Genomic DNA, 20,118 nt, shown 5'->3' on the forward strand with positions numbered 1-20,118 from the left:
CACTCGGACGGGCAGGACGTCATGAAAAGCTGGTTCCCCGTATTGTCGTGCGTGGTTGTTGGCCTGACCCTCTCGGCAGCCGCCGCCGAGGAGAAAAAGTACAGTCCGGGCGCGTCCGACAGCGAGATCAAGATCGGCCACACCATTCCCTACAGTGGTCCGGTGTCGGCCTACGGCGTCGGTGGTCGCTGTCTGGCCGCCTATTTCAAGAGGCTCAACAGCGAAGGCGGTATCAACGGCCGGCAGGTGAACTTCATCTCGCTGGATGACGCCTACAGTCCACCCAAGACCGTGGAACAGACGCGTAAGCTGGTCGAGCAGGACCGGGTTCTGCTGATCTTCGGCACCGTCGGTACGCCGACCAATACGGCGGTCCACAAGTACCTCAACACCAAGCAGGTACCGCAGCTGATGATCTCGACCGGCGCGTCGAAATTCAACGATACGGCCAGGTTCCCGTGGACCATGCCGCTCTACCCGTCATATCAGATCGAACAGAAAATCTACGCCGACTACGTGCTGAAGCACCGGCCGAATGCCCGGATCGGGGTTCTGTACGCCAACGACGATTTCGGCAAGGACCACCTGCATGGGCTGAAACACGCCCTGGGTGAGACGGGCAAGAAACTGCTGGTGGCCGAGCAGAGCTACGAGACGACGGATCCCACCATCGAGTCGCAGATCATCGCACTCAAGGCATCGGGAGCGGACGTGCTCATCAACATCAGCACGCCGAAGTTCGCCACCCAGGCGATCCGTAAGGTCTACGATCTCGACTGGAAGCCCTTGCACCTCCTGGTCAACGCGTCGGGTGCCATCAGCCAGGTCCTGGCACCCGCCGGGTTCGAGAAGTCGGTCGGCGTGATTTCGACGGCGTTCGTCAAGTTGCCCAGCGATCCGGCGTGGGCGAACGACGACGACATGAAGAACTACCTCGCGTTCATGAAAAACTGGGCACCACAGGAGCCGCTCGACGATTGCGTCGCCTCGCACCTGACGGCGTCGGTGCTGCAGCATGTCTTACAGCGTGTTGGCAGCAATTTGACGCGAGAGAACATCATGAATGCGGCCAAGAATCTCAAGGATCTTCGACCGCCGTTGCTGCTGCCGGGGATCGCTTTGACGACGACACCGCAAGACGTCGCGGCATACCGCCGCCTTCGATTGAGACAGTTCGACGGTCAGAAGTGGGTTCTGCTCGATTGAACCGAAGACGATGAGGGCATCGATGCACCAGACACCGTGGTCGCAGGTACACCTGCCGCACGACGCCATGCTGTCCGCCGACGAGGCGGTGGCGAGCCGCCAATTCGTCACCTCGCTGGCGCGTGGCCTCGCCATCCTCGAGGCTTTCCGTGACGGCGACGGGAAGTTCGGCAACCAGGCGATCGCCACCCGCACGGGCCTGCCCAAGCCGACCGTGTCGCGGTTGACGCATACGCTGGTCGAGCTCGGCTACCTCGCCTACTGCCGGCGCGAGCGCAAATACTCGCTGGCGTCCTCGACCCTGGCATTGGGCTTCGCGGTGCAGCACTACAATCGCGCGCGGCACCGCCTGCGCCCGCATCTGGAAGCGCTGGTCGCCCGCTTCGGCGGCAGCGCCGTGCTGGTGGCAGCCTCGCGGCAGACGGTGATCTGCGTGGATCGCTGTGCCACCGACGGTCAGGCCGCGCCGTACGGGATCGATACCGGCGCGCGCATCGCGCTGTTCGACTCCGCGCTGGGCCGGTTGTTCGCCGCCGCGCTGCCGGCGCGCAAGCGCAGCGATGCGCTGGCGCATCTGCGCCACGACCAGCCGGCCGATGGGCAGGAGATCGCGGCGCGGATCGAGCAGATCGTGCGCAATGGCCGGAGGCAGGGCTTCTACACGTCGGAGCAGGCGGCGAGCACCGGGGGCATGACACCGGTCATGGCCTCGATCGGCGCCGCCGACGAGACGGCATCGGGCGTACTCGCCTGCTTCGTGCCGACCCGGCTGCTGACACGGGACAAGCCGCTGCTGGCGATCGGTTCCGCCTGCGCCCGGGCGGCGCAGGAGATCGCGGTGGAGGTTCTGAAAGCCACGGTCAGCCGCAACGACGGCTGCGAGCGCGGCCGTCCCGTCCGCGTCGCGTAGCGCCGCGACATGAGCGGGCCGGAGGCTCGCGCTCCCAGGGTCAACTGCCCAGCGACACCACCACGTTGACGGCGGCGGCCACCAGGACCGTGTTGAAGAAGAACGAAATGATCGAGTGCACCAGGCAGGTCACGCGCATGATGCGGACGGTCACGGCGACGTCGGAGGTCTGGGCCGCCATGCCGATCACGAAGGCGAAGTAGAGGAAGTCCCAACCGTTCGGTTCGGCATCGCCGGGGAACTGCAGGCCGCGCCGCGCGTGCGCGCCGATGGCCGGCGGCTGCCAATAGAGGTGCGCGTAGTGCAGCGCCGCCATCGTGTGGACGGTGAACCAGCCCAGCGGCACCGAAGCGAGCGTCAGTACCAGCGCCAAGGTGCCCGGGCTTTCCTTGCGGTTGATCAGGATGAACAGCGAAACCAGGGCGACGACCGCGGTGGCGAGCGTGACGACGAAGATGATCCACACCGGCTGGTCGGCACTGTCGGCACGGTGCTTGAGGAAGTTGGCCGTCAGCCGTGGCATGCCGGTGAGCGCCAGCACCAGGTAGAACAGGAAGAACGCGTCGGCGGCGATGATGACGTCAAGCCCGGGCGCCAGCCAGCGCCCGCCCAGCCAGGCGATCACGCCGGCTACCGCGGCGACATAGAAGGCGATCCGCCGATGCGGCGGCGCTTTCACCGGTGGTCCTGCGATGAGCGAACGACATCCATGCGCAACACCTCGCGTCTTGATCATCGTAAGCGTAGCGAGGGATCGTGCGGGGGTCTACCTGTGCTGCAAATCTGCTGTCGTCCTGAGCGCAGCGAAGGACCTCGCGGTGCGTCGATCGAAGAGGGTGCGTGTTTCAAGGCAGGAAAGATTCACCACAGAGGCACAGAGGGCACAGAGGCTCACAGAGAGGTCATGGGTGCGCCTTCGGTCGCGTCTCTTTTTCCTCTGTGAGCCTCTGTGCCCTCTGTGCCTGAAAGGAAACTGGCCAAGGCAGGTCGATCACACGCTGGGGGCGCGCCACTCCGTGGCGCGTCATGTGTCGATCCAGACGAAGACGCGCGACGGAGTCGCGCGCCCCCAGCGTTTGCCCAGACCACCGTGCGCCGTTTCGTTCCTTGTGGTCGGCGTAGCCGGTGCGGAACTCTGTGATGAGATCTTCAATAGAACGCACTCGTTCCGCCTTGGCCACGCGATGTACCGCAGGGTCCTTCGCTGCACTCACGACGACAGCAAGTCAGTTCACCCGCCTCGCGTAGCCTTCCCAGAACGGGGCGCGCAGGACGTTCTTCTGGATCTTGCCGGCGGCGGTGAGCGGCAGCGGCTCGCTGCGGATGTCGACCGAGCGCGGGCACTTGTAGCCGGCGATCTGTTCGCGGCAGTGGGTGATGATCTCCTCGGCCGTGGCCGAGGCGTCGGGTTTGAGCTGGATGATGGCGTGCACCGCCTCGCCCCACTTGGGGTGCGGGATGCCAATCACGGCGCACAGTGCGACGGCCGGGAACCGGCTGACCGCCGACTCGACCTCGACCGAATAGACGTTCTCGCCGCCCGACACGATCATGTCCTTCATGCGATCGACGACGTAGATGTAGCCATCCTCGTCCATGTAGCCGCCATCGCCGGTGTGCATCCAGCCGTCGCGCAGCGCCTTGGCCGTCTCCTCGGGCTTGTTGAGGTAGCCCAGCATGACATTGGGGCCGCGGGCGGCGATCTCGCCGGTCTGGCCGCGTGGCACCTCATTGCCGTCGGGGCCCACGATGCGGAGCTCGGACACCGGCACCACGCGGCCGGCGGCACGCAGGCGATGCGCGGTCGGCGCATCCGGATCATGGTCCTCGCGACCCAGCAGGGTGACCGACGCCGACGTCTCGGTCATGCCGTAGGCCTGCACGAAACCGCAGGTCTTGGGCAGCACGGCGATCGCGCGCCGCAGCAGCGGTTCGGGCATCGGCGAGGCGCCATAGGTCACGGTTTCCAGGCTGGACACATCCGTCTGCGCGAAGGCGGGATGATCGAGCAGCATCTGCAGCATGGTGGGCGCGAACACCACCGCGGTCGGGCGATACTGTTCGATCAGGCGCAGCGCTTCGCCGGGCTCGAAACGCGGCGGCAGGATGTTGCGATTGCCGCGCCCGGTCGCCGACAGCATGGTCACGATGCCGGACAGGTGGAAGAGGGGCATGGTGTGCAACAGGGCGGAGCCCTCGGCCACCATGCGCGTGCCGTAGCCGACCAGCACCGCCGTCATCAGGTTGGTGTGGCTCAGCATCACGCCCTTGGCCTGGCCCGTGGTACCACCGGTGTAGAAGATGCCGGCGAGGTCATCGTTGCGCCGTCGCGCGTCCTCGGCCGGTGCGGCCCGTGCCACCAGTGCCTCGTAGTCGAGCATGCCGTCGGGTGCCGGTCCGTCGCCGATCCAGATCAAGGTCGCGAGATGGGGCGCGTCCTGGCGCAGTGCCGGCGTCATGGCGGCGAAGGCGCCGTCGACGAGCAGGATCTTGGCCACCGAGTCGTTGAGGCAATAGGCGATCTCGGGACGCGCGTGGCGCACGTTCATCGGATCGAGCACGCCGCCGGCCCACAGCACGCCCCAGAGATACTCGAGATAGCGGTCCGACGCATGCGCCAGGATCGCCACTGGATCGCCGGGCCGTACCCCCAATGCCCGCAGGGCACCGGCCAGTTTCGCCGACCGCGTCGCGATCTCGGCCCAGGTACGCTGGCGCGTGCCGTGCACGGTGGCGCCCTCGCGGCCATGCAACTGCACGGCGCGCTTCAGCAGGCTGGTCAGCTCGAATGTCATTGGTTTCCTCCGGTTGATCTAAATTATATCTACCGGTCGGTAAGTCAATGGAGACGATCGCTGTCGTCCCGAGCGCAGCGAGGGGGACCCAGCGCCGCTCCTGGATCCCGCGCTGCGCTCGGGATGACAGCGATAATGCTAACTACGGCGACGCTTGGGCTTGTCAGGTGCGCGTGCGGTAGGGGCGGCGACGCCGGACAGCAGGATGTCGACATGCATGGGGATCAGCTTGTCGGGCGGCAGGCGGCCGTCCGGCTTGGCCCATTGCGACATCCAGTTCAGCGAGCCGAAGAGGCCATGGCAGGCCACGACGCGGTCGGGCACGACCATGCTGCCCTCGCGTTTGCCCTGGTCCAGCAGGCGATAGAGGATCTGGTTGGCCTCCTCGATACGCGTTTCCACCTCGATGCGGCCCTTTTCTCCGATCTCGCGGTTGGCGATCAGCGACAGGCAGGTGCCGTAGTCCGACATCATGAACTCGGCATAGCGGATCATGATGGCGCGCAGCTTTTCAAGCGCGGTGCCGGGGCCGGCGACGGTCGCTTTCATGAACGTCAGGATCTGCTCCTGGACCTGGATCTTGATATCCAGCAGCAGCCGGTCCTTGCTTTCGACGTAGTAGTAGATCGTGGGCTTGGTGATGTTCAGGATGTCGGCCAGCTCGTTCAGCGAGGCACCTTCGTAGCCGCGCTGGCGGAACAACGCGGCGGCCGCCTCCAGGACGGCGTCGCGCTTGAGCTGGAATTTGGACCGGTGCTTGCGGGGCGTGCTGCCCCAGGGCGATTCCGTCGTGGCGATGCTCATGGCCTTTCCATACAGGCACGGCGGCATGGCTTCAACGCGCGCAGCGCGAAATTGGACCGACCGGTCATTAGAAATCGATCTGATTTCAACATGCAATCCTGTATGATTGCCGCGGTGAGCCATACAGCAACGAGGTCCGATGGCATCGCAAGAAACGCGGCCGGCGGGACAGCCGCCAGAGCCGCTGTGGCGGCCCGGCAGGCGGCGACGCGCCGAGGCCTATGACGTCAAGCGCGAGGCGGTGATCGCCACGGCTGCTCGGCTGTTCCAGGAAAAGGGATATCGCAACACGACGCTGAACGATATCGCCGCCAGCCTGAACGTCACCAAGCCCACCATCTATTACTACGTGCAGAACAAGGCCGAGATCCTGGCCGAGTGCCGCGCGCGGGTGTGGGACGGCATCAGCAAGACGATCCAGGATGCTACAGAGAGCCGTAAGGTCGGCCTCGAGAAGCTCGAGATCTTCCTGAAAAGCTACGCCGAGGCGATTTCCACCGACTACGGCAAATGCCTGGTGATGACCATCCGCGACGTCGGCAGCGAGGATGCCGAGCTGCAGAAGTTCCGCCAGGGCCTGCGCGAGGCGACACAGGTGCTGCGCGACATCGTTGCCGAGGGCATCAAGGACAAATCGATCGCGTCGTGCGACCCGCGCATGGCGGCTTTCGCCATGTACGGCGCCCTGAACTGGATCACGTACTGGTACGATCCGTCCGGACCCAACGATCCCAGCGAGATCGGCGAGGCGTTCGTACAGCTGTTCCGCACCGGCCTGAAGCCGCGCAAGGGACGGTAATCCTCCCCACGAAACAGGGGAGGAAGAACATGGTTGATTTTATCGACCAGACGGTAGAATTTGTCCGCCAAGCAAAGAGGAAACGCACCGGGAGATCTCCGATGGCCGAGGTCACTCTCAATTCGTCCGCGTTGCAGCCGTCGCCGGCGGTCGCGGTCCCGATGGGCAGCCTGCCGGCCTATCATGCCGCGCGCGACCCTGCGCGCGCGGCGCTGACGCAGGACGACGTCACACTGCGCTGGGACGAGCTTGAGGCGCGCGCCAACCGCCGGGCCCGGCTGCTGGCATCACGCGGCGTGGGCGAGGGCGATTTCGTCACCATCGCGCTGCCCAACAGCCTCGAGTTCTTCGAAACCTCGTTCGCGATCTGGAAGCTCGGCGCCACGCCCAACATCGTGTCCTCGCGCCTGCCGGACATCGAACTGCGGGCGATCGTCGAGTTGGTACGGCCCAGCCTCGTGGTCGGTCCCGATCCGGCGCGCCTGCCGGGCTGGAACGTGCTGCCGGCCGGCCAGGTGCCGGACGCCGCGCTGTCGGCCGATGCCCTGCCGGTGAAGATTGCGCCGCACTGGAAGGCCATGAGCAGCGGCGGTTCGACCGGTCGCCCCAAGATCATCGTCGATCACATGCCGGCGGCATGGGATCCCGCGACCGGCATGCTGGGCATGCAGCCGGGCGACGTGCTGCTGAATCCCGGGCCGCTCTATCACAATGCGCCGTTCAGCCTGATGCATGCCGGGCTGTTCATCGGCGGCCATGTCGTGAGCATGAGCCGGTTCGATCCGCTGCAGGCACTTGATCTGATCGCCCGCCATCGCGTGCAGTGGGTCAATTTCGTGCCGACCATGATGCATCGCATCTGGCGGTTGCCGGCTGAGCAGCGCACCGCGTTCGATCTCGACAGCCTGCGCGTGGTCTTCCACATGGCATCGGCCTGCCCGATGTGGCTCAAGGAGCAGTGGATCGACTGGCTGGGACCGGAGCGCATTTTCGAGCTGTACGGCGGCACCGAACGTCAGGGGGCGACGGTGATCTCGGGCACTGAATGGCTGGCGCACAAGGGGTCGGTCGGCCGCATCGTGCCGGGCTCGAGGCTGCGGGTGGTGGATGAGCAGGGCGGCGATTGCGCGCCCGGGCAGGTGGGTGAGATCTTCTTCTTGCCTGATGCGGGGCGAGGCTCGACCTACCACTATCTCGGCGCCGACGCCAAATCGCTGGGTGACTGGGAGTCGATCGGCGATCTCGGCTATCTCGACGCCGACGACTATCTCTACATCGTCGACCGGCGCACCGATCTCATCGTGTCGGGTGGCGCCAACATCTATCCGGCCGAGGTCGAGGCCGCGCTCGATGCCCATCCCGACGTTGGCTCCAGCGTCGTGATCGGATTGCCGGACGAGGACATGGGCCATCGCGTGCACGCCCTGGTGCAGCTGGCGCCTGACGCGCGTGGCCGGGTCGGCGAAGACGCCTTGCGCGCCTACCTCGAGTCGCGGCTGGTCCGCTACAAGATCCCGCGCACGTTCGAGTTCGTCGACGACTTCCTGCGCGACGACGCCGGCAAGGTGCGCCGCAGCGCCCTGCGCGACGCCCGCATGGCGCGTTCGGGATGACGAGGAAGATGAAGAAGATTCACCACAGAGGCACAGAGGACACAGAGAAACACAGAGAAGGATAGTGCGCACGACAGGCGCGCGAACTCGTTCTCTCTGTGCCCCTCAGTGTCCTCTGTGTCTCTGTGGGGAATCTTGTTCCGGCAATACAGCAGGAGATTGGAATGAAGCGGCTGGAGGGGAAGGTTGCGATCGTGACGGGTGGTGCCGGCGGCATCGGCACGGCGATCTGCCGGGTCTTCGCGCGGGAAGGCGCGCGCGTTGCGGTGGCCGATGTCAGCGAGCGGCGTGGCCCCTCGGTTGCCGAGATGATCCGGTCGGCGGGCGGCGAAGCGCAGTTCATGCGGCTGGACGCCGGCGATCCCGCGAGCTGGCGCGCACTCATCGATGCCGTCGTGGGTCAGTTCGGTGGGCTCGATATCCTGGTGAACGCCGCCTATTCGGGTAAGGCCGGCGCCGTCGACACCATGCCCGACGATGTCTGGGACGAGGCCTTTCGCGTCACCACCGACGGCGTCTTCTACGGCATGAAGACGGCGGCCGCCGCCATGCGGGCTCGCGGCGCCATCGTGAACATCGCCAGCGTCGCGGCCTATCGCGGCTCGACGCACAACATTGCCTACGCGGCGGCCAAGTCGGCCGTCATCTCGGCGACCAAGTCGGCGGCGATGCGCTTCGCTGAACTGCCGCACAAGATCCGCGTCAACGCCATCGCGCCGGGTATGATCCAGACACCGGCGCTGGAGAAGACCTTCGTCGCACTGGCGCGCGAAGGCCGCTCGATCGAATCCACCAAGGCCGCGATGGTCCGGCAGATTCCCCTGGGCGAGATCGGCGATCCCAATGACATCGCGCACGCCGCCCTGTTTCTCGCCAGCGACGATGCGCGTTACGTCACCGGCACCGAGTTGATTGTCGACGGCGGCTTCCTGGCCCGGTGGTAGTCGAGGGCCTTCATGGTGAGCACAGGTGAATGCTCCGCATCCACCTGCGCTCGTCACGAAGTGCGCCGGATCAGATCGTCGCGGCCAGTTCCGCCAGTTGATCGGCGCACTGGCCCCAGCCTTCGTGGAAACCCATCTTCTCGTGCGCCTCGCGGTCGGCGACCGTCCAGTGGCGTGCGACGGCGGTGTACTTGGTCTTGCCGTTGCCGGCATCCTCGAACGTGATGATCGTGGTCATGAACGGCTTTTCCGACGGCTTCCAGGCCTCGGTGTAGGCATCGGTCATGACGAGCCGCTCGTTCTTCACGACCTCCAGGTACACGCCCGGGACAGGCATGTCCTCGCCGTCGGGACTGCGCATGACGACATCGGCTGTGCCGCCGGGCCGCACGTCGAGCTTGGCGAAGGGCGTCGTGTAGGGCCGCGGCGCGAACCATTGCTTCAGCAGGTCGGGATCGGTCCAGGCCCGGAACAGCTTCTCGCGCGGCGCGTCGATGATGCGGACCAGGACCAGTTCGCGGTCGGAGGTCGGTGTGGCGGGGACGGGCGTGGCGGTCATCGTTGTCTCCTGATCGTTAGAGCCCCAAGGACGAACGGCGGCCGCGCGTCCCGACATGCCGCGAAGAGATTCCATCAACCGCCGCGACACGTGGCCGCGCCGTCTGAAGATTCTCTTGTCGGCGGGTTTAGGAAAAGTGGTTTGCCCGGTCACCGCTGTCGACGCTAACGCTCAGCGCTCTCCAACACGGGAGCCTTCGTGCGTCAGCGTGCCTCAGTTCCATGAACATCCAGACACCTCTCTTCAAGCCGACCGCATTGGCCGCGCAGACCGCTGACGCCATCATCCGCTTCGAAGCCGTGCACAAGGCCTTTCCCGCGCGTCAAGGCGGGGCGGCGGTCACGGCGCTCGAGCAGATCGATCTCGACGTCGATCGTGGCTCGATCGTGGGCGTGATCGGCCGCAGCGGTGCCGGCAAGTCGACCCTCATCCGCCTCGCCAACGGCCTGGAGAAACCGACCGGCGGTCGCGTGATCGTGGACGGCGTCGAGGTGTCGGCGTTGCCCGAGCCGGCGCTGCGCGACGTGCGCCGGTCGATCGGCATGATCTTCCAGCATTTCAACCTGCTGTCCTCGCGCACGGCGTTCGACAATGTCGCCTTGCCGCTGGAGGTCGCCGGCGTCGGCAAGGCAGCCATCAAGGCACGGGTCGAACCGTTGCTCGAACTGGTGGGACTGACCGACAAGCGCGACCGCTACCCGGCGGAATTGTCCGGCGGCCAGAAGCAGCGCATCGGCATCGCCCGCGCCCTGGCAACCGAGCCCAAGGTGCTGCTGTCGGACGAGGCGACGTCGGCTCTCGACCCCGAGACGACGCAGTCGATCCTCGACCTGTTGGCCAGCATCAACAGGGAACTGGGACTCACCATCCTGCTGATCACCCACGAGATGTCCGTCATCCGGCGCATCGCGCAGAAGGTCGCGGTGCTGGAAGCGGGGCGGGTGGTCGAGCAGGGTGACGTGTTCGATATCTTCACCCGGCCGGCGCACGCCACGACGCGGTCATTCCTGGGCAGTGCCACCGGACGGGCGCTGCCGCCCAGCGTGGCCCGCCGGCTCTCGGCCGACGTCCAACCGGGCAGCCAGGCGCTGGTGCGGATCGTGTTCCGCGGCCACTTCGCGAGCGAGCCCGTGCTGGCTCAGCTGTCGCGTGAGCGGGGCATCGAGGCCAACCTGGTCGCCGGCCAGATCGACGAGGTGGCCGGCAAGCCTTTCGGCATTCTGAACGTCGCACTGCCCGCGGCCGACGCCACGCTGGCATCGGCCCTCGATTATCTGCGGCAGCGGGATTTCGACGTGGAGATTCTCGGTTATGTCACCTGAGATCGTCTGGCTGATCGCGGAAGCCACGCTGGATACCCTGCGCATGGTCGCGATCGCGATCGCCTGTGCGACCCTGGCCGGGGTGCCGCTGGGCGTCTTCCTGGCCACCAGCGGCCGGGGCGAGCTGTTTGCCGCGCCGCTGTTCAACCGCATCATCGGCTTCGTCGTCAACGCCACGCGCTCGACGCCGTTCATCATCCTGGTGGTGGCGATCATTCCGTTGACGCGGCTGGTCGCCGGCACCTCGATCGGCACCAGCGCCGCCATCGTGCCGCTCAGCATCGCCGCGGCGCCGTTCATCGCGCGGCTGGTCGAGACGGCCATTCGTGAAGTTGACCACGGCCTGGTCGAAGCGGCGCGCGCCATGGGCGCCAGCCCGCTGCAGATCGTGCGCAAGGTGCTGTTGCCGGAGGCGATCCCCGCCATCGCGCTCAGCCTGACGCTCGCTGTTGTCAGCCTGATCGGCTACTCGGCGATGGTCGGTGCCGTCGGCGGCGGCGGCCTGGGCGACCTCGGCATCCGTTACGGCTACCAGCGCTTCATGCCCGACGTGATGGCGGCCGTCGTCGTCGTGCTCATCGTGCTGGTGCAGGGCGTGCAGTCGATCGGCGACACCCTGTCGCGACGCCTCAACAAACGCATTCGCCAGCGGTGATCATTTTCCTCCCGTGCAGCGGGGAGGGATCAAAGGAGCCTCTTATGTTTGAACGCAGTATCGGCGCGAGCATCGCGGCCGCTCTGTTCCTGTCATCGCTTGCAGCCCAGGCCGCCGATCCTCCGACCATTCGTGTCGGTGTCACCGCCGGGCCGCATGCCGAGGTCCTCGACGCCGTCAAAAAGGTGGGTGCCGAGCGCGGCGTCAACATCAAGGTCGTCGAGTTCACCGACTACGTCATTCCCAACCAGGCCCTGGCGCAGGGTGAGACCGAGGCGAATTCCTTCCAGCACGAGCCGTATCTGAAGAACCAGATCGCCAAGACCAACTGGAAGATCGTCAAGGTCGCCGATACCATCGCGTCGCCGATGGGCTTCTACTCGCGCAAGTACAAGAGCTTCGCCGACATCCCGCCCGGCGCGACGCTCGCGATCCAGAACGACCCGACCAACGGCGCCCGCTCGCTGCATATCCTGCACGCCAACGGCATCATCAAGCTGCGCGATCCCGCCAACGTGGTGGCCAGCGTCGCCGACATCGCAGAAAATCCCAAACGCTTCCGTTTCATCGAGCTCGATGCGGCGCAGATTCCACGCTCACTGCCGGATGTCGATGCGGCCTCGATCAACAACAACTACGCCGTCCAGGCCGGCCTCGACCCGGTGAAAGACACCTTGATCAAGGAAGCCGCCGACGGCCCCTGGGTCAACATCATCGCCGTGCGGACGGAGGACAAGGACAAGCCCTGGGTCGCTCAGCTGATCTCGGTGTATCATTCCGACCCGGTGAAGCAATTCGTGCTGAACCGCTTCAAGGGCGCCTACCAGCCGGTGTGGTAGCTTGCCTGGGAGCGCGGGCCTCTGGCCCGCTCATGTTTCGGCGCTATGCGCCGAGGCGGGCGGGACGCCCCGCGCTCCCAGGAGAGCACCTCCCAGCGTCGCTGGGGAGGATCGAGAGGACAGTCCATGGCCAAGCAGATCCGCTTCAATGCCTTCGAGATGAACACCGTCGGCCATCTGTCGCCGGGGCTGTGGCGGCATCCGCGCGACCGGTCGGCCGACTACAAGCGACTATCGTACTGGACCGATCTGGCGCAGTTGCTGGAACGCGGCAAGGTCGATGGTCTGTTCATCGCCGACGTGCTGGGCATCTATGACGTGTTCGGCGGCACGCCGGATGCGGCGCTGGGAAGTGCGGCGCAGGTGCCGATCAACGATCCGATGATGCTGGTCTCGGCCATGGCGGCCGTGACCAAGAATCTCGGCTTCGGCATCACCGCCAACCTGTCTTACGAGCATCCCTACGTCTTCGCCCGCCGGATGACGACGCTGGACCACCTGACCGACGGCCGCATCGGCTGGAACATCGTCACGGGTTACCTTGACAGTGCCGCCAAGGGAGCAGGGCTCGATCGCCAGCGTGCCCACGACGATCGCTACGACCTCGCCGAGGAGTATCTGGAGGTCGTCTACAAGCTGTGGGAAGGGAGTTGGCAGGACGATGCCGTCGTGCGCGATCATGCGCGCGGCCTGTTCGTCGATCCCGCCCGGGTGCATCGGGTCCAGCATGCCGGCGAATTCTATCGCGTTGATGCCATCCATCTCGGTGAACCCTCGCCGCAGCGGACGCCGGTGCTCTACCAGGCCGGCACCTCCAGCAAGGGCCGCGCTTTTGCCGGCCGCCACGCCGAATGCGTGTTCGTCTCCGGTCCGTCCGTGGCCGTCATCGGCCCGCGTGTCGCCGACCTGCGTCGCCTGACGGCAGCGGCAGGCCGTCATCCGCAGGACATGCTGATCTTTGCCTTGGCGACCGTCGTGGTCGGCGAAACCGAGGCGGCGGCGCGAGCCAGATACGACGAATACCGCAGTTACGCCGATTATCGCGGCGGCCTGGCGCTGATGTCGGGCTGGACCGGCGTCGATTTCTCGACGCTCGACCTCGATCAGCAGGTGCGTCACGTCGAGAGCGACGCCAGCCGCACCGCGCTCGACAACATCACGCGCGCCGATCCCAGCCGCATCTGGACAGTACGCGATGTGGTCGACCAGCTCAGTATCGGCGGTATCGGGCCGGTCTTCGTGGGGACAGCGCAATCCGTGGCCGATCAACTCGAGGCCTGGGTCGATGCCACCGACGTTGACGGTTTCAATCTGGCCTATGCCGTCACGCCCGAGAGCTTCGTGGACGTGGTCGATCATGTCGTGCCCGAACTGCAGCGTCGCGGCCGCTACAAGCGCGACTATGCGCCCGGCGTGTTGCGCGAGAAGCTGTTCGGCCAAGGGCAGGCGCGGTTGTCGGGCGGCCATCCCGGTGCCAGCCACCGTATCGGTGCCACGAAGATCGCGGCTGAATAGACGAAGTATTCGTTAAATACTTAACACGGTGACAAGTTAATCTGTCTTGTATTCTGAAGCTGATGTCGAGAAATGGTCACTCCAATGCAGAGGGGTGACAGAGAAGATGATCAAGCGTTTTGTGCATCAGGTGATCGCTGCCGGCGTTACCTTGAGCCTCGCCGCGGGAGCCTGGGCCGCCGAACCTCTCAAGCTGGGTGCCAGCGCCGGACCGATGGGGCAGCTGCTGGGATATGTCGCCAAGCTCGCGAAAGAGAAGGGCATCGACGTCAAGGTCATCGAGTTCTCCGATTGGGTGACGCCGAATGAGGCGGTGAACAGCGGCGACATCGACGCCAACTTCTTCCAGCATGCGACCTACCTTTCGCTGCAGAACAAGAACCGCGGCTTCAACCTGGTCCAGGTCGACAAGGTGGGGGTGATCGCGCCGGTGGGGCTGTTCTCGCGCAAGATCAAGAGCATCGACGAGGTCAAGCCGGGCGCCAAGGTCGGCATTCCCAATGAACCGCTCAACGGTGCCCGTGGCTTGCAGCTGCTGGAACGCGCCGGCCTGATCAAGCTGACGCCGGGCAAGGGCTTCACGGTCACCAAGCACGACATCATCGACAACCCCAAGAAGATCGAGGTCATCGAACTGGATCCGGCGCAGCTCTATCGCGCGCTCGACGACGTGACCCTGGCCCTGGTCAACATTACGTACCTCATCCTGGCCGGTGGTGATCCCAAAACGGCGCTGATCATCGACCGCACCATCGACGACGGCCTGGTGCTGCGACTCACCGCGCGCGCCGACCGCAAGGATGATCCGCGGCTGAAGGCGTTCGTCGAGGTGTTCAAATCGCCGCAGGTCAGGGACTTCATCGACACCAAGCTGCCGGCCTTCATCCCGGCAGGGTTTTGAATCACAAACACAGGCTTAAGGCCATCTTAAGAAAATCTGAAAAGCGGCAGGGCGGCCGGACGCGTAGTTTGCGCCGCCGCGTTGGCCCTGCCGCGCCAGCATGACGGAAGGATCCCATCTTGTCTCTCACCAGACGCCTCGGCCTGATCACCGGCGCGATGTTCCTGTTGACCGGGCCGGCCTTCGCTCAGGCCGGCGCACCGACCAAGGGCGGTACGCTGATCTACCTGGAGCAGCAGTCCCATACCAATCTCTACCCGCCGTCGGGCGGCTTCTACCCTAACGGCGGCGTGCTGAATCAGATCACCGACAAGCTGACATACCAGAACCCGCAGACGCTCGCGATCGAGCCGTGGATCGCCGAGAGCTGGACCGTCAACGCAGATGCGACCGAATACGCGTTCAAGATCCGTCCGGGCGTGACGTTTTCCGACGGCACACCGCTCGATGCCGCGGCCGTGGCGAAGAACTACGACACCTATGGGTTGGGCAACCGCGAGCTCAAGCATCCCGTGTCGGAAGTGATCACAAACTACGCCCGCAGCGAGGTGGTCGATGCGCTGACGGTACGGTTCTTCTTCCACAGGCCGTCACCGGGTTTCCTGCAAGGCACCTCGGTGATCGGCTCGGGTCTGGTATCGCTCAAGACCCTGGCACTGCCCTACGACCAGTTGGGGGATGCCACCAAGATCATCGGCTCCGGGCCGTTCGTGGTGGCAAGCGAGGTGCTCGACCGTGAGCTCGTTCTGGTCGCCCGCAAGGACTATGCCTGGGGACCGGCCAGGCATCCGCACCAGGGCCGTCCGCTGCTCGACGGCATCAAGATCATCGTGACGTCGGAAGACAGCGTGCGCATCGGCGCGTTGCTGGCCGGGCAGGCGCACGTCATCCGCCAGGTGCAGGCGTATGACGAGAAGCAGGTTCTGGCCAAGAACTTCCTGATCTACGCGCCCTCGACACGCGGCATCAACAACAGCGTCGTCTTCCGGCCGGACAACCCGCTGGTCGCCGACCTGCGGGTGCGCAAGGCACTGTTGCATGCCACCAACACCCAGGAGATCGTAACCACACTGTTCTCGGCAAACTATCCGCGGGCGACGTCGATCATCGCGGCCACGGCGCAAGGCTATGTCGATCAGTCCGCCAAGCTGGCGCACGATCCGGCGCTGGCGGCGCGCCTGCTGGACGAAGCCGGCTGGAAGCTCGGCCCGCGCGGCGTCCGCCAGAAGGACGGACGTGACCTGGTGTTGACGGCCTATGAATCGCTGCCACAGCCGCAGAACAAGGAGACGCTGCAGCTGATCGCCCAGCAATGGGCCCGGCTGGGCGTCAAGCTCAATGTTCTGGCGGGCGATGCCGGCAGCCGGATCGTGGACAATCTGGATCCGCGCAAGACGCCGATATCGCCGGCCATGGTCGGGCGAGCGGATCCCGACGTGATCCGCAGCCAGTACTATCCGACCACCCGCAACGTGCTGCTGCAGAAAGGCGGGGTGAGCACCAAGGTCGAGACCTTCGTCGACGACAAGCTCAATGCGCTACTGGAGGCCATCGCCTCGGAGCCCGATCCGGAGAAGCGGCTGGTGCTGGTGGGCGACGTGCAGGCCTATGTGCTCGACCAGGCTTATGCGATCCCGATCTTCGAGGAGCCGCAGGCGTTTGCCGCGTCACCGCGCGTGAAGGGTGTCGGCTTCGAGGCCGTCGGTCGGCCGAGTTTCTACGCCACATGGATCGAGGGGCGCTGAGGCTACTCGCGCACGCACGGACAAACGATGCTGAACTACCTCTTGGGCCGATTGGGCCAGGCGCTTCTGATCCTCGCGATCACGTTCACGGCGGCGTTCCTGCTGCTGCAGGCACTACCCGGTGATGCGATCCTGATCAAGTTCATGAACCCGGAGCTGGGTCTCACGGCCGATCAGATCGCCGACATCCGGGCATCCTACGGCGCCGACCGGCCGATCTGGGAACAGTACGCCCACACGTTGGGCAATTTCCTGACCGGCAATTTCGGCTACTCGATCCAGGCCGGCGTGCCGGTGCGCGACCGGCTGCTGGTGAGCCTGCCGCCCACCTTCCAGCTGGCCGGGCTGGGTTTCCTGGCCGCCGCGATCCTGGCCGTCGCCATCGCGGTGCTGTCCACCGCCTTCGCCTGGTCGTGGCTGCGCACGGTGGTGCAATCGATACCGTCGCTGTTCATCTCCCTGCCGGTTTTCTGGCTGGGCATCATGCTGATCCAGCTGTTCTCCTTTCAGCTTAATCTCGTTTCGGTGATCAGTCCGGGGCCGGTGGAGCGCCTGGTGTTGCCGGTGCTGACCCTGGCGATTCCGATTTCGGCGCCCCTGGCGCAGATCCTGATCCGCAACATCGATGCGGTACTGGCACAACCTTTCGTCGCCGTGGCGCGCGCCAAGGGGGCATCGCGGCAATGGGTGCTGTGGAAACACGTGGCGCGCAACGCGGTGCTGCCGACACTCACCATCGCCGGCGTCCTGTTCGGCGAACTGCTGGCGGGCGCCGTCGTGACCGAGGCAGTGTTCGGCCTGAACGGGTTGGGCAGCCTCACCTACAAGGCGGTCGACAGCCACGATACCGGGGTGCTGCAGGCGATCGTCGTCATTTCGGCGGCGACATTCGTCATCATCAACCTGATCGTCGACCTGCTGTACCCGGTATTCGACCCGCGCCTTGGCGCCAGGCCCGGAGCATCGACATGACCGATACCACGGCGCCGATCCTGCAGCGTACCGATGGTGCAGTAGCGGGCAACAGGCCGTGGCGCACCCGTCTGCGACGGTTGCAGCCGGGACTGGCGCTGGCCTGGCTGGTCGTCGCCGTCGTCCTGGCCTGGTCGATCGCACCTGATCTCTTCACCAGCTACAGCCCCGTGGACGGCGTGGCCGGCCAGCAACTGCGGCCGCCCGGCGCCGAGCACTGGCTCGGTACCGACGGGCTGGGGCGTGACCTCTATGCGCGCATCGTCCACGGTGCCCGCCACTCACTGACCGGCGCCGTCGTGGCCGTCACGGTCGGCCTGCTGTTGGGCACGACGCTGGGCCTGATCGCCGGTGCCCGCGGCGGCTGGCTCGATGCTGCCGTCATGCGGCTGGTCGATACCTTGCTGGCGATCCCCTCGCTGCTGCTGTCGCTCAGCATCATCGTGCTGCTCGGCTTTGGTACCATCAACGTTGCCGTTGCTGTCGGTGTGGTGTCGGTGGCGCGTTTCGCGCGGCTCGCCCGCTCGGAGGTCGTGCGCGTGCGGCGCAGCGAGTATGTCGAAGCCGCCTTCGGCAGCGGCGGCAGTTTCATCGCCGTGTTGTGGCGACACATCCTGCCCAACTCGCTGACATCGGTGATCGCACTGGCCGCGCTGCAGTTCGGGTCGGCCATCCTGGCGCTGTCCACCCTGGGCTTCCTGGGCTATGGCGCGCCGCCGCCGACGCCGGAGTGGGGCCTCTTGATCGCGGAAGGACGCAACTACCTGTCGCGCGCCTGGTGGCTGACGGCAGCACCCGGCGTCGTGGTCGTGGTGGCGGTGCTGGCCGCCGATCGTATCAGCACGTCGATCGGGCGGACCGAACCATGAGTGCACGTCATTCCGAACGCAGCGAGGAATCTCCCGCGAACAGCGTCCCGCTGCTCGAGATCGATGATCTCGCCGTTGCCTACAAGGTCGGCGATGCCGAGCATCGCGTCGTGCGCGGCATCTCGTTTCACGTCGATCCGGGTGAGGTGGTGGCACTGGTCGGCGAATCCGGATCCGGCAAGACCACCACGGCACAGGCCGTGCTGGGTTTGCTGGCCGGCAACGGGCGCGTGCACGGCGGCGCGATCCGGCTCAAGGGCACCGACATCGCGGCGTGGTCGCAGCGTCGCCTGGATCGCGTGCGCGGCGCCGTCATCAGCCTGATTCCGCAGGATCCAGGCAGCTCGCTCAATCCGGTGCGCACCATCGGCGCGCAACTCGCCGAGATCCTGCAGATCCACCGATGGGGTGACCGCCGCGCCATCCAGGCCCGCGTGCTGGAGCTGCTGACGCGGGTTGGCCTGACACCCGCCGAGCTGCGCGCCGGACAGTATCCGCATGAACTGTCCGGCGGCATGCGCCAGCGCGTTCTGATCGCCATTGCCGTGGCGCTGAAGCCCGACCTGATCGTGGCCGATGAGCCCACGAGCGCGCTCGACGTCACGGTGCAGCGGCGCATCCTGGATCTGATCGACGAGCTGCGGCGCGAGAACGGTACGTCGGTGTTGCTGGTGACGCACGACCTGGGCGTCGCCGCCGACCGCGCCGATCGCCTGGTGGTGCTGCGCGACGGCGCGATTCAGGAGCAGGGGCCGGTGCGCGATATCCTGGTCGGACCGAAAAGCGCCTATACAAGGCAACTGCTGGCTGACGCACCATCGCTGCAGACCGCGCGGCATCGGACGGCCGCCGCAACGACGGAAGCCGCCATCGTCGTCGAGAGCCTGACGCACGACTATCCCGTCGGCGGATCGCGGGCGCGTTTCCGGGCTGTCGATGACATGTCGTTCAGGGTACTGCGTGGCACCACGCACGCCATCGTCGGCGAGTCTGGGTCGGGCAAGACGACGACCGCGCGGGCTGTGGCCGGTTTCCTGAAGCCGACATCGGGGCGCGTCGTGATCGAAGGCATCGATATGACGACCTTGCGCGGCGAGGCCTTGCGCCAGTTCCGCCGCAAGATCCAGCTGGTCTACCAGAACCCGTTCGGCTCGCTCGACCCGCGGCAGTCCATTGCCGAGATCATTGCGGAGCCGCTGCTGAATTTCGAGCCGATCAACCGCACCGAACGGGCCCGCAAGGTGCGTGACATGATGGGCCGCGTCGGCCTGCCGGAAAGCTTCCTGACGCGCCGGCCGCAAGCGCTGTCCGGTGGACAGCGACAGCGGGTGGCGATTGCGCGTGCCCTGGTGCTGGATCCGCGCGTGCTGGTGCTGGACGAGGCGGTGTCGGCGCTCGACGTCACGGTCCAGGCTCAGATCCTGGCGCTGCTCGACGAGTTGCAGCAGGCGCTCGGCCTGACCTACCTGTTCATCTCGCATGACTTGGCGCTGGTGCGGCAGATCGCCGATACGGTGTCGGTGATGCATGGCGGCCGGCAGGTGGACGCTGGCCCGGTCGCGACGGTGTTCGAGAACCCGGACAGCAGCTTCACGCGCGAGCTGATCGACGCGATCCCCGGCAAGAGAATGCCGGTGGCGGCATGACGCGGGCCCGATGGCCTCTCCCTT

18 protein-coding genes are annotated in these 20,118 nt (G+C 65.8%); 14 read left to right on the forward strand and 4 right to left on the reverse strand.

Annotated elements, in window-relative coordinates; all coding sequences use genetic code 11:
* Positions 1-21 precede the first annotated feature (21 nt).
* Entirely contained in the window at positions 22-1,206 is a 1,185-nt protein-coding gene (locus FQU96_RS15855) for an ABC transporter substrate-binding protein (protein WP_146542278.1), read from the forward strand.
* A gap of 22 nt (positions 1,207-1,228) precedes the next feature.
* Positions 1,229-2,116 (forward strand): IclR family transcriptional regulator, encoded by an 888-nt coding sequence (locus tag FQU96_RS15860; protein ID WP_178130533.1) that lies wholly within the window; start codon positions 1,229-1,231, stop codon positions 2,114-2,116.
* 40 nt (positions 2,117-2,156) lie between these two features.
* On the opposite strand, the gene FQU96_RS15865 is transcribed toward FQU96_RS15860, so the two are convergent.
* The 3 genes from FQU96_RS15865 to FQU96_RS15875 form a co-directional block, all read right to left on the reverse strand.
* Positions 2,157-2,795, reverse strand: coding sequence for a DUF1345 domain-containing protein (locus FQU96_RS15865; RefSeq protein ID WP_255468370.1), 639 nt, complete (start codon positions 2,793-2,795; stop codon positions 2,157-2,159).
* A 547-nt stretch (positions 2,796-3,342) separates the two neighbouring features.
* The gene (locus FQU96_RS15870) at positions 3,343-4,911 is read right to left on the reverse strand and encodes a long-chain-fatty-acid--CoA ligase (protein WP_146542281.1); all 1,569 of its coding nucleotides are present in this window, start codon (positions 4,909-4,911) and stop codon (positions 3,343-3,345) included.
* A gap of 138 nt (positions 4,912-5,049) precedes the next feature.
* Positions 5,050-5,715, reverse strand: a complete 666-nt coding sequence (locus FQU96_RS15875; protein ID WP_178130534.1) for a TetR/AcrR family transcriptional regulator — start codon at positions 5,713-5,715, stop codon at positions 5,050-5,052.
* Positions 5,716-5,854: 139 nt separating this feature from the next.
* On the opposite strand from FQU96_RS15875, the gene FQU96_RS15880 reads away from it, so the two are divergent.
* The 3 genes from FQU96_RS15880 (at position 5,855) to FQU96_RS15890 (ending at position 9,071) form a co-directional block, all read left to right on the forward strand.
* Positions 5,855-6,514, forward strand: a complete 660-nt coding sequence (locus FQU96_RS15880; protein ID WP_146542283.1) for a TetR/AcrR family transcriptional regulator — start codon at positions 5,855-5,857, stop codon at positions 6,512-6,514.
* Positions 6,515-6,615: 101 nt separating this feature from the next.
* Positions 6,616-8,127 (forward strand): AMP-binding protein, encoded by a 1,512-nt coding sequence (locus FQU96_RS15885; RefSeq protein WP_218574740.1) that lies wholly within the window; start codon positions 6,616-6,618, stop codon positions 8,125-8,127.
* A gap of 164 nt (positions 8,128-8,291) precedes the next feature.
* The gene (locus tag FQU96_RS15890; RefSeq protein WP_146542284.1) at positions 8,292-9,071 is read left to right on the forward strand and encodes an SDR family NAD(P)-dependent oxidoreductase; all 780 of its coding nucleotides are present in this window, start codon (positions 8,292-8,294) and stop codon (positions 9,069-9,071) included.
* A 70-nt stretch (positions 9,072-9,141) separates the two neighbouring features.
* Here the strand turns inward: FQU96_RS15890 and FQU96_RS15895 are convergent, their stop codons facing one another.
* The gene (locus FQU96_RS15895; protein ID WP_146542285.1) at positions 9,142-9,630 is read right to left on the reverse strand and encodes an SRPBCC family protein; all 489 of its coding nucleotides are present in this window, start codon (positions 9,628-9,630) and stop codon (positions 9,142-9,144) included.
* A 221-nt stretch (positions 9,631-9,851) separates the two neighbouring features.
* On the opposite strand from FQU96_RS15895, the gene FQU96_RS15900 reads away from it, so the two are divergent.
* The 9 genes from FQU96_RS15900 (at position 9,852) to FQU96_RS15940 (ending at position 20,094) form a co-directional block, all read left to right on the forward strand.
* Positions 9,852-10,952, forward strand: a complete 1,101-nt coding sequence (locus FQU96_RS15900; RefSeq protein WP_146542286.1) for a methionine ABC transporter ATP-binding protein — start codon at positions 9,852-9,854, stop codon at positions 10,950-10,952.
* Positions 10,942-11,607, forward strand: a complete 666-nt coding sequence (locus tag FQU96_RS15905) for a methionine ABC transporter permease (RefSeq protein ID WP_146542287.1) — start codon at positions 10,942-10,944, stop codon at positions 11,605-11,607. The genes FQU96_RS15900 and FQU96_RS15905 overlap by 11 nt, the downstream gene beginning before the upstream one ends.
* Positions 11,608-11,651: 44 nt before the next feature.
* Positions 11,652-12,446, forward strand: a complete 795-nt coding sequence (locus FQU96_RS15910) for a MetQ/NlpA family ABC transporter substrate-binding protein (RefSeq protein ID WP_146542288.1) — start codon at positions 11,652-11,654, stop codon at positions 12,444-12,446.
* Between the two features lie 126 nt (positions 12,447-12,572).
* Complete coding sequence (locus FQU96_RS15915) at positions 12,573-13,961, forward strand: LLM class flavin-dependent oxidoreductase (RefSeq protein ID WP_146542289.1); 1,389 nt, start codon at positions 12,573-12,575, stop codon at positions 13,959-13,961.
* Positions 13,962-14,067: 106 nt separating this feature from the next.
* Entirely contained in the window at positions 14,068-14,862 is a 795-nt protein-coding gene (locus FQU96_RS15920) for a MetQ/NlpA family ABC transporter substrate-binding protein (protein WP_146542290.1), read from the forward strand.
* A 158-nt stretch (positions 14,863-15,020) separates the two neighbouring features.
* On the forward strand, positions 15,021-16,607 hold the full coding sequence (locus FQU96_RS15925; protein ID WP_146542617.1) for a TIGR04028 family ABC transporter substrate-binding protein: 1,587 nt from the start codon (positions 15,021-15,023) through the stop codon (positions 16,605-16,607).
* A gap of 27 nt (positions 16,608-16,634) precedes the next feature.
* The gene (locus tag FQU96_RS15930; protein WP_146542291.1) at positions 16,635-17,579 is read left to right on the forward strand and encodes an ABC transporter permease; all 945 of its coding nucleotides are present in this window, start codon (positions 16,635-16,637) and stop codon (positions 17,577-17,579) included.
* Positions 17,576-18,448, forward strand: coding sequence for an ABC transporter permease (locus FQU96_RS15935; RefSeq protein ID WP_146542292.1), 873 nt, complete (start codon positions 17,576-17,578; stop codon positions 18,446-18,448). The genes FQU96_RS15930 and FQU96_RS15935 overlap by 4 nt, the downstream gene beginning before the upstream one ends.
* Entirely contained in the window at positions 18,445-20,094 is a 1,650-nt protein-coding gene (locus tag FQU96_RS15940) for an ABC transporter ATP-binding protein (RefSeq protein WP_146542293.1), read from the forward strand. The genes FQU96_RS15935 and FQU96_RS15940 overlap by 4 nt, the downstream gene beginning before the upstream one ends.
* Positions 20,095-20,118: the final 24 nt, after the last annotated feature.

Source organism: Reyranella sp. CPCC 100927 (assembly GCF_007859315.1).
Classification (GTDB): domain Bacteria; phylum Pseudomonadota; class Alphaproteobacteria; order Reyranellales; family Reyranellaceae; genus Vineibacter.